At 65.1% G+C, this 6,757-nt stretch carries 7 protein-coding genes; 1 reads left to right on the top strand and 6 read right to left on the bottom strand.

The window, feature by feature from the left end; all coding sequences use genetic code 11:
- Positions 1–6: 6 nt before the first annotated feature.
- The 3 genes from C487_RS20840 to C487_RS14100 form a co-directional block, all read right to left on the bottom strand.
- The gene (locus C487_RS20840; protein ID WP_006186476.1) at positions 7–201 is read right to left on the bottom strand and encodes a DUF7524 family protein; all 195 of its coding nucleotides are present in this window, start codon (positions 199–201) and stop codon (positions 7–9) included.
- A 15-nt stretch (positions 202–216) separates the two neighbouring features.
- The gene (locus C487_RS14105; RefSeq protein WP_006186475.1) at positions 217–411 is read right to left on the bottom strand and encodes a methytransferase partner Trm112; all 195 of its coding nucleotides are present in this window, start codon (positions 409–411) and stop codon (positions 217–219) included.
- Between the two features lie 125 nt (positions 412–536).
- Positions 537–1,913, bottom strand: coding sequence for an adenylosuccinate synthase (locus C487_RS14100; protein ID WP_006186474.1), 1,377 nt, complete (start codon positions 1,911–1,913; stop codon positions 537–539).
- Positions 1,914–2,293: 380 nt separating this feature from the next.
- Here C487_RS14100 and C487_RS14095 point away from each other — a divergent pair, with 380 nt between their 5' ends.
- Positions 2,294–2,599, top strand: coding sequence for a hypothetical protein (locus C487_RS14095; RefSeq protein WP_006186473.1), 306 nt, complete (start codon positions 2,294–2,296; stop codon positions 2,597–2,599).
- Positions 2,600–2,841: 242 nt separating this feature from the next.
- On the opposite strand, the gene C487_RS14090 is transcribed toward C487_RS14095, so the two are convergent.
- The 3 genes from C487_RS14090 to C487_RS14080 all read right to left on the bottom strand — a co-directional run bounded on the left by C487_RS14090 (position 2,842) and on the right by C487_RS14080 (position 6,645).
- A complete protein-coding gene (locus tag C487_RS14090; protein ID WP_006186472.1) occupies positions 2,842–5,604 on the bottom strand; it encodes a DUF7527 domain-containing protein in 2,763 nt (920 codons plus the stop codon).
- A 48-nt stretch (positions 5,605–5,652) separates the two neighbouring features.
- Positions 5,653–5,931 carry a UPF0058 family protein gene (locus C487_RS14085; protein ID WP_006186471.1) on the bottom strand — a complete coding sequence of 93 codons (279 nt, stop codon included), beginning with the start codon at positions 5,929–5,931 and terminating at the stop codon, positions 5,653–5,655.
- Between the two features lie 69 nt (positions 5,932–6,000).
- On the bottom strand, positions 6,001–6,645 hold the full coding sequence (locus C487_RS14080; protein ID WP_049908169.1) for a DUF998 domain-containing protein: 645 nt from the start codon (positions 6,643–6,645) through the stop codon (positions 6,001–6,003).
- Between the last annotated feature and the right edge of the window lie 112 nt (positions 6,646–6,757).

Genomic DNA, 6,757 nt, shown 5'->3' with positions numbered 1-6,757 from the left:
GCGCCATCAGAGATGTGTATAAGAGACAGGCGATGCGATCCGTTCGAGGTCACCGTCGAGACGGCAGTGGACGTGCGCGGGCGTCTCGTGGCCGTACAACAGGACCGAAAACGACGCGCTGGTTTCGAGCGTTCCGCTCGTCGCCTCGAGCGCCTCGGCGGCCCCACGGTTGACGTGGACGGAGACCTCGGTGCCGGACATAATCAGTGGGGCCGCTCAGGCCGGCGTCTCCTCTCGCATATCCGGCGGCAGCAGGTTCGGAATGCCGTCCTCGATCGGGTAGGCTTCGCCACACTCGGTACAGACGAGATCGCCGCCGACGACCTCCTCGCCGTCGTACTCGGCGTCCTCGAGTTCCAGGTCGTGTTTGTCGAGCGGGCAGCAGAGAATCTCCAGTAACGACTCCTTCATACTACGTAGGCTTGCCGCCGACAGCAAAAGGTTTCGGGAACGACGTGAGCGGATCGCTCGCGACCCGTCGCCGGAGCCTAGCGGTAATCAGCGGAAGAATCCCGGCGATTACGCCGGAGAGGACGTTACTCGTATGGGTTCTCGACGACGACGGTCTCCTCGCGGCCGGGGCCGACGCCGACGGCGTAGATCGGGGCGTCGAGTTCGTCGCTGATGTACTCGAGGTACGTGCGTGCGTTCTCCGGGATCGCCTCGTACCCGTCCTCGGCGACCGCGGTCCAGTCGACGTCGGGCCAGCCGTCGAACGACTTGAACGTGGCTTCACAGCGGCCCCACTGTTCGGTCGTCGGTGGCATGGTGAAGATTTCCTCGCCGTCGAACTCGTAGCTGTGTCCGACTTCGACCGTGTCGAGGCCGGACAGGACGTCGATGTGGTTGACCGCGAGTCCGGTAAAGCCGTTCGCGCGAGCCGCGTGGCGTAGCATCGGCATGTCAAGCCAGCCGACTCGTCGCGGGCGGCCGGTGACGGTGCCGTACTCCCCGCCTTCGTCGCGGATGGCGGTCGCGAGCGCCTCTTCGTCCGCGCCCGCGCCGTCGCCCGCGCCGTCGGCCGCGTCGTAGTCCGGCGTCTGTCCCTCGACCCCCCCGAGTTCGGTCGGGAGCGGCCCGGTCCCGACGCGCGAGAGATAGGCCTTGACGATACCGATGACCTCGCCGTCCCCGATGACGGTCGGTCCGAGTCCGGTGCCGACGGTCGCGCCGCCCGCAGTCGGGTTCGACGAGGTGACGTAGGGGTAGACCCCGTGGTCGATGTCGAGGGAGGTTCCCTGTGCACCCTCGAGCATGACGTTGTCGCCGGCATCGATCCGGTTCTGGAGGAAGGTCCCGCAGTCGACGGTCATCCCCTCTTCGGCGAGGCGCTCGCCGTACTCGCGGTAGGTTTCGTAGAGGTGATCGATATCGAACTCCTCGCCGGTCTCCTTGTCGAAGACCTCCTCGGCGAGGGCTTTCTTCTGGGGAACGACGTACTCGAGGCGTTCGCGGAGCGTGTCGGGATCGAGCAGATCGCCCACACGGACGCCGCGACGGCCGGCCTTGTCCTCGTAGGTCGGCCCGATCCCACGCTTGGTCGTCCCGGCGGCGAGGTCCTCCTTCTCTTCCTCCTCGATGCCGTCGAGCGCGCGATGATAGGGGAGAATGACGTGGGCGCGCTCGGAGACCCGGACGTCCGGCTCGAGACCGCGTTCGCGGAGGGTATCGATCTCGTCGAACAGCGTCTCGGGGTTGACGACGCAACCGTTGCCGAGGACGCCGATCTTGCCGCGAACGGCTCCCGACGGCACCAGCGACAGTTTGTACTTCTCGCCGTCGTGGACGACGGTATGTCCAGCGTTGTCGCCGCCCTGATACCGGGCAACGACATCGGCGGCGTCGCCGTAGAGGTCGACGACCCCACCCTTGCCTTCGTCGCCGAGTTGCGACCCGACGATAGTGACGGTCATAACAGCGGCGGATTCTTCCCGGGCCGATAAACAGATTTCGGTATACGGGTGACTGACAGGCAGCATCCGGAGTCGGCCGGGATATGCCACGTCGCTCGGTCCGATAGCTACCAGTATATATGGGTGCAGGCACAAGGGGGAGTACACGATCCGGACAACCGTTCCACGGTCGACCCCGGAACCGACCGACAGCGCAGTCCGCTGCCCCCCGTGACCGGGTGCGGACCCCTGCCGGACGGAGCCCAACCGGCCGGCCGATCCCGTGAATCGCCGGGATCGGAAATGGTAACTACTGACAGGAACGGACAGCTAGTCGAGACCGGTCCGTTCAGTTCCCGAGAGTAACTTTTAAAAGGCCCAAAGACAAGTTAACAAATGCCATGATAGATAGGCTTGAGAAGGAAGTCGATATGCTGGAACGTCATCTCCAGGTCCTGAAGATGGTCATCGAGAACGAACCGATCGGGATCGTCAAAATGTCCAACGAGACCGGATATCCCCACCACAAGGTTCGTTACTCGCTTCGGGTCCTCGAAGAGGAGAACCTGATCGAACCCTCGAGTCAGGGTGCGATCAAGACCGAGCGGACCGTGGAGTTCGTCGACGAACTCGACGGCAAGATCGACGACATCGTCGAGAAACTCGACGGGATGAAGATCGAAGACGTCGCGGAGATCGAAGGGTAGTCTCTCGTCCAGTTCGGACGCTGTCGCCCGTCCCCGAGATCGGCAGCCCGCGCGTTGCCGACTCGCTGACGACCGTCTCGCGTTTTTCCTCCCCCTGAGCGCCCGCTTTCGTCTCGGTTTCGTCGCCACGGGTCCCACCGATCGAGACGGCCGCGTCAGCCATCGGACACCCATCGCTCGAGCGGCGTTCGCTGCCGTCCTACTTGTCCGAAACGCCGGCAATCAGAGTACGTGCTCGCCGACTACAGTTCGGGGACGTTCATGTGGAATCCCTCCGACCGTGATTCGACGAGACAGAGGTGGTAGCCGTCCTTGCGCGAGAGGTTGACGTAACTCAGCTTCGAGCCGCGGCTGAGGAAGCCGCCGCTGGTCGCCTCCTCGGCCACCTCGAGCGCGCCGGGCTCGAAGTAACTCGAGGTGACGGCGAACGCCGCCGCGAGGTCCGGGTAGTTGGCTTTGATCGCGGAGGCGGCCTCCTCCAATCCCTCGAGCATTCCCTTCGTCGCCGGTTCCCGTGAATCGTTGAGCGTAACGAGGACCAACGGATTCCCCATCTTGTCGAACGCGACGATATCGAAGGTCAGTTCGTCGGGCACGTCCTCGGTGTCGTCGTTCTCGAGCGAGATCGTCGCGTCGAGCTCGGCCCGATCGATACGGGGAATGGCGTCGTAGAGGTCGCCCAGACTGTCCGCGTTACCGGTATCACGAATCTCGTAGAGGACGACCTCGGTGAGCCAGTCGACGAACCGAAACTCCATCGAAGACGGGAGGAAGTCCGCGTACGGCTCCCCGTCGACCGCGGTAGCGGCCGAGTCGAACTGCGTGTGATGCTCGAGTCGGAGGTTCGACGCGACCTCGCTGTGGTCGGCGTCGCCGTCGTGAGCCGTCTCGAGGGTCGGTCGACTCTTCGAGGCGTACCGCACGAAGAGGTTCGTCCCCGAAAGCGCCTGCTGGGCCGAGAGCTGCGTCTCGGCGGCTCCCCCGGAGTCCGCGGCGTCGGCGGTCCGCTCGCGTTCGCGTTCCAGTTCCGTCTCGAGGTCCTCGATACGGGACTGGAGGCGCTCGACCGTCGCGGACAGGTCGTCGTTCGTCGACCGCAGCCGGTCACGTTCGGCCTCGAGTTCCTCGGCCTTCGTCGCGAGGGCGTCGCGTTGCTCCTGGAGCGTCTCGAGTTTCTCGGTGAGCGCGTCGATCCGCTGTTGCTTCCGATCGGCGGCCCGTCCGTCGGTCGACGACTCCGACTGGGTGGGTGACATCCGCTGGCGGCCCCCCGTCTGGGAGCGCTCCGCGTGCGTCTCGGCCGTCGTCGACTCCGCCGTCCGGCCCCCGTTTCGTGAGCCGGTCCGTTGTCCGTCCGATGTGGGGGCGTTCGTGGCGTCCGTCTCCGCCGACGATGCGGCCGATCGACCCGTCCGCGTCCGACGGCTGTCACTGCTCGAACCCGTTTCAGCCGCCGACTCGCTGTCGTCGGGATCGATCGACGGAATGCGTCGCGTCTCCCGCCATGCTTCCTCGCGTTCGAGCTGTTCGTCGAGATAGCCGTCCTCGTCGTCCTCGGAAGTGGCACCGGAATCGGCGGTGGATTCCTCGGTCGTCGGTCCGTCCGCCGGCCCGTCGTCCCCGTCCTCGTCGACCCAGGAGATATCGTTGCGCTCTAACTCCTCGGCCGCCGCCTCGACCTCCGCGAGGTCGGGACTCGAGTCCGACGCCGCCTCGCCGTGGGCGTCGGTCTTGGATTCGGACTCGGACTCGGGTTCCGCCTCGTCGGCGGGAGTGACATCGATGCTGACGTTGGCTCCGCCGTCGTCGGCCGCGCTCGACGCGGTATCGGCCGTCCCGGACTCGCTTGTCGGCGAGTCAGTCCCCGCGGAGTCGTCAGTCGACGGCTCCGGCGCGTCGTCGGTCGCGGGTGCGGTCGTGCCGTCGGCGGTCGCTCGCGCGTCCCGTTGGACGCGTTCGGTTGCCCCCTGCTCCCGGCGATCGACGGAGCCGTCCGACGGCACCGACCCTTGGGATTGACCGGTCTCGGAAGCCGTGTCCGTCCCGGCAGATGGGTCGGTTTCAGAAGCCGTCCCGGCGGAGGAGAGGTCGGTCTCGGTGATTCCGCTCGAAACCGAGTCGGGCTCCGTCGCGGCGTCGTCGGCCGCCGTGATCCCCGATGCGTCGCCGGTCAGATCGATCTCCCCCGTCAGCGAGGACGGATCGTCCGCGGCCTCATCCTCGATCGAATCGCTTCCCGTCGCGCCGACGGTATCGGTCGACTCGGTACTCGAGATGTCGATCGGGTCGATCGCCGAATCCGCCGCACCGACGCCGGGTTCGGACTCGGGACTGTCGCCGCCAGGCGTGTCCTTCCCGGCGGCGGACGCGGCCGGATCGGTCCCCGGAACCGTTCCGGTCGCCGGACTTGAGTCGGAGCCGTCTGTCGACCCGTCCATGGGTTCGGGACCGGCGTTCGCGTCGTCCGTACCCGGCACGTCGGTCACCTCGATATCGACGTCGGTCACCTCGTAGATGCCGACTTCGTCGGCCGCTCGGTCGAAGGCCTCGTCGCCGGTGAGCAGCCGTTCGGCGTTGCCGATATAGGCGGCGGCCATCCGCCGACCGCCGTAGTAGACGGCGTAGTAGTCGCCGCTGAGGACGTTTTCGCTCAGTTCGACGTAGCCGGTAAACGAGCCGCTCTGGAGGGTGTTGTCCACCTCACGGAGCGGCGTCTCGTTCGTGTAATACTTCGCTCGTGGGTCACCGCCGCGTTCCTCCATTGCACAGAGCAGAGGAAGCGACGGGTGGGGGGCCTCGTACTGCGTGCCAGAGGCGGTTTCGAAGTCCTCGATATCGCCGTCGATGATGCCGATGATACGGCCGTTGAGCATGAATAGCCACGTGCCGACAGCCGACACGGCACCGGAGAAATCAGCGGCAGCGAGATCGGAGAGACCATCGAACCCACCGTTGAACGGGCGGGAGTCCCACTCCTCGACGCGCTCTTGCGTGCGCGGGTCCATAGTTCAACAAGCGAGAACCACACTAAATACGTTTCGCCTAGATACTGTCTATATTTTCGACTCCGCGTCCTCGGCGAGTTCCTTCATGCGTTTGCCGATCCGCCCGGCGCTCGAGAACTCGTCTTCGCTCATCGCGCTCGCGAGCGCGTTTCCGAGGACGAAGACCGCGTGTTTGTGTTCGCTTTTCGACTTGTGAACATGGGACGGATCGACATCGAGTTGACGATAGGGATCGAACAGCGTTTCGTCGACCTCCTCGCGATCCGAGAAGTACTCCATGATGACGACGAGTTCTTCGTGGAGCTCGAGGAGTTCGTCTTTATGCATACGTCCCGTTAGGGACGGTTTCGATTTAAGCGTTGTGTGGCCGAGTATCGCAAAAGCGACCCAATCCGTTCAGCGGTTCGGTCCGTCCGGTTCGCTGTCGTCACGATCGCGGACGGTGATGGCGAGCACGAGGACCCAACCGCCGAACGCGACGGCGGCACCGAACTCGGGTACGGCGAACCACGCGCCGGTGTCCGCCTCCCCGCCGAGCGACAGCAGCCACCCGAGCCAGACGAGGGGGTGGACAGTACCGAGTCCGACCGATGCGATCGCGAGACGGCCGTCGCCGGCCATTACCGCTCCGGTGCCGTAGACCCATCCCGCAAACGGGGCGATCCCGAAGACTGTCAGCGCCGCGATCCCGTGGAGACTCGTCTCGAGGTAGACGGCCGTATGCTCGAGAAAGAAGACACCGACACCGATCTGTCCGACGACCGCCGTCGCGAGCAGGACGACGCCGATGCGCTCGAGGACGTTCCGGCCTGCGATCCAGCACCGCCAGGCGAAAGGAAGCCCCAACAGCCCGCCGACGATCAGCCCGCCGTTGAAAAGCGGGGACGTGGGCGTCCCGTAGCGACCCATATCCGAGAGGGCGTGCTCCTGCCAGGTGAACGTCTCGGGCGACGCGACGATCGTCGCAATCGTGATCGCACCCAGCGAGACGATCGTGCCGGCGATCCCACAGTACGTCGCAAGCACTGTCCGCTCGGTCACACGTGATCTGGTATTGACACACGGTATGTGTTTAGCCCGAGCTGATTTCGGTACTGTCTCGTAGGAAGCGTTCAACGGACGCGACATGAACAGGCAGCAGACATCGGATACG

It is taken from the genome of Natrinema pallidum DSM 3751 (assembly GCF_000337615.1).
GTDB lineage: Archaea > Halobacteriota > Halobacteria > Halobacteriales > Natrialbaceae > Natrinema > Natrinema pallidum.
The sequence above is the reverse complement of the archived record's forward strand: the minus strand, read 5'-3'. Positions and strand labels throughout refer to the sequence as shown.

Bases quoted from the DNA above. Each gene is read 5' to 3' on its own strand.
- C487_RS20840 (WP_006186476.1), bottom strand. From the start codon at position 201: ATGTCCGGCACCGAGGTCTCCGTCCACGTCAACCGTGGGGCCGCCGAG.
- C487_RS14105 (WP_006186475.1), bottom strand. From the start codon at position 411: ATGAAGGAGTCGTTACTGGAGATTCTCTGCTGCCCGCTCGACAAACAC.
- C487_RS14100 (WP_006186474.1), bottom strand. From the start codon at position 1,913: ATGACCGTCACTATCGTCGGGTCGCAACTCGGCGACGAAGGCAAGGGT.
- C487_RS14095 (WP_006186473.1), top strand. From the start codon at position 2,294: ATGATAGATAGGCTTGAGAAGGAAGTCGATATGCTGGAACGTCATCTC.
- C487_RS14090 (WP_006186472.1), bottom strand. From the start codon at position 5,604: ATGGACCCGCGCACGCAAGAGCGCGTCGAGGAGTGGGACTCCCGCCCG.
- C487_RS14085 (WP_006186471.1), bottom strand. From the start codon at position 5,931: ATGCATAAAGACGAACTCCTCGAGCTCCACGAAGAACTCGTCGTCATC.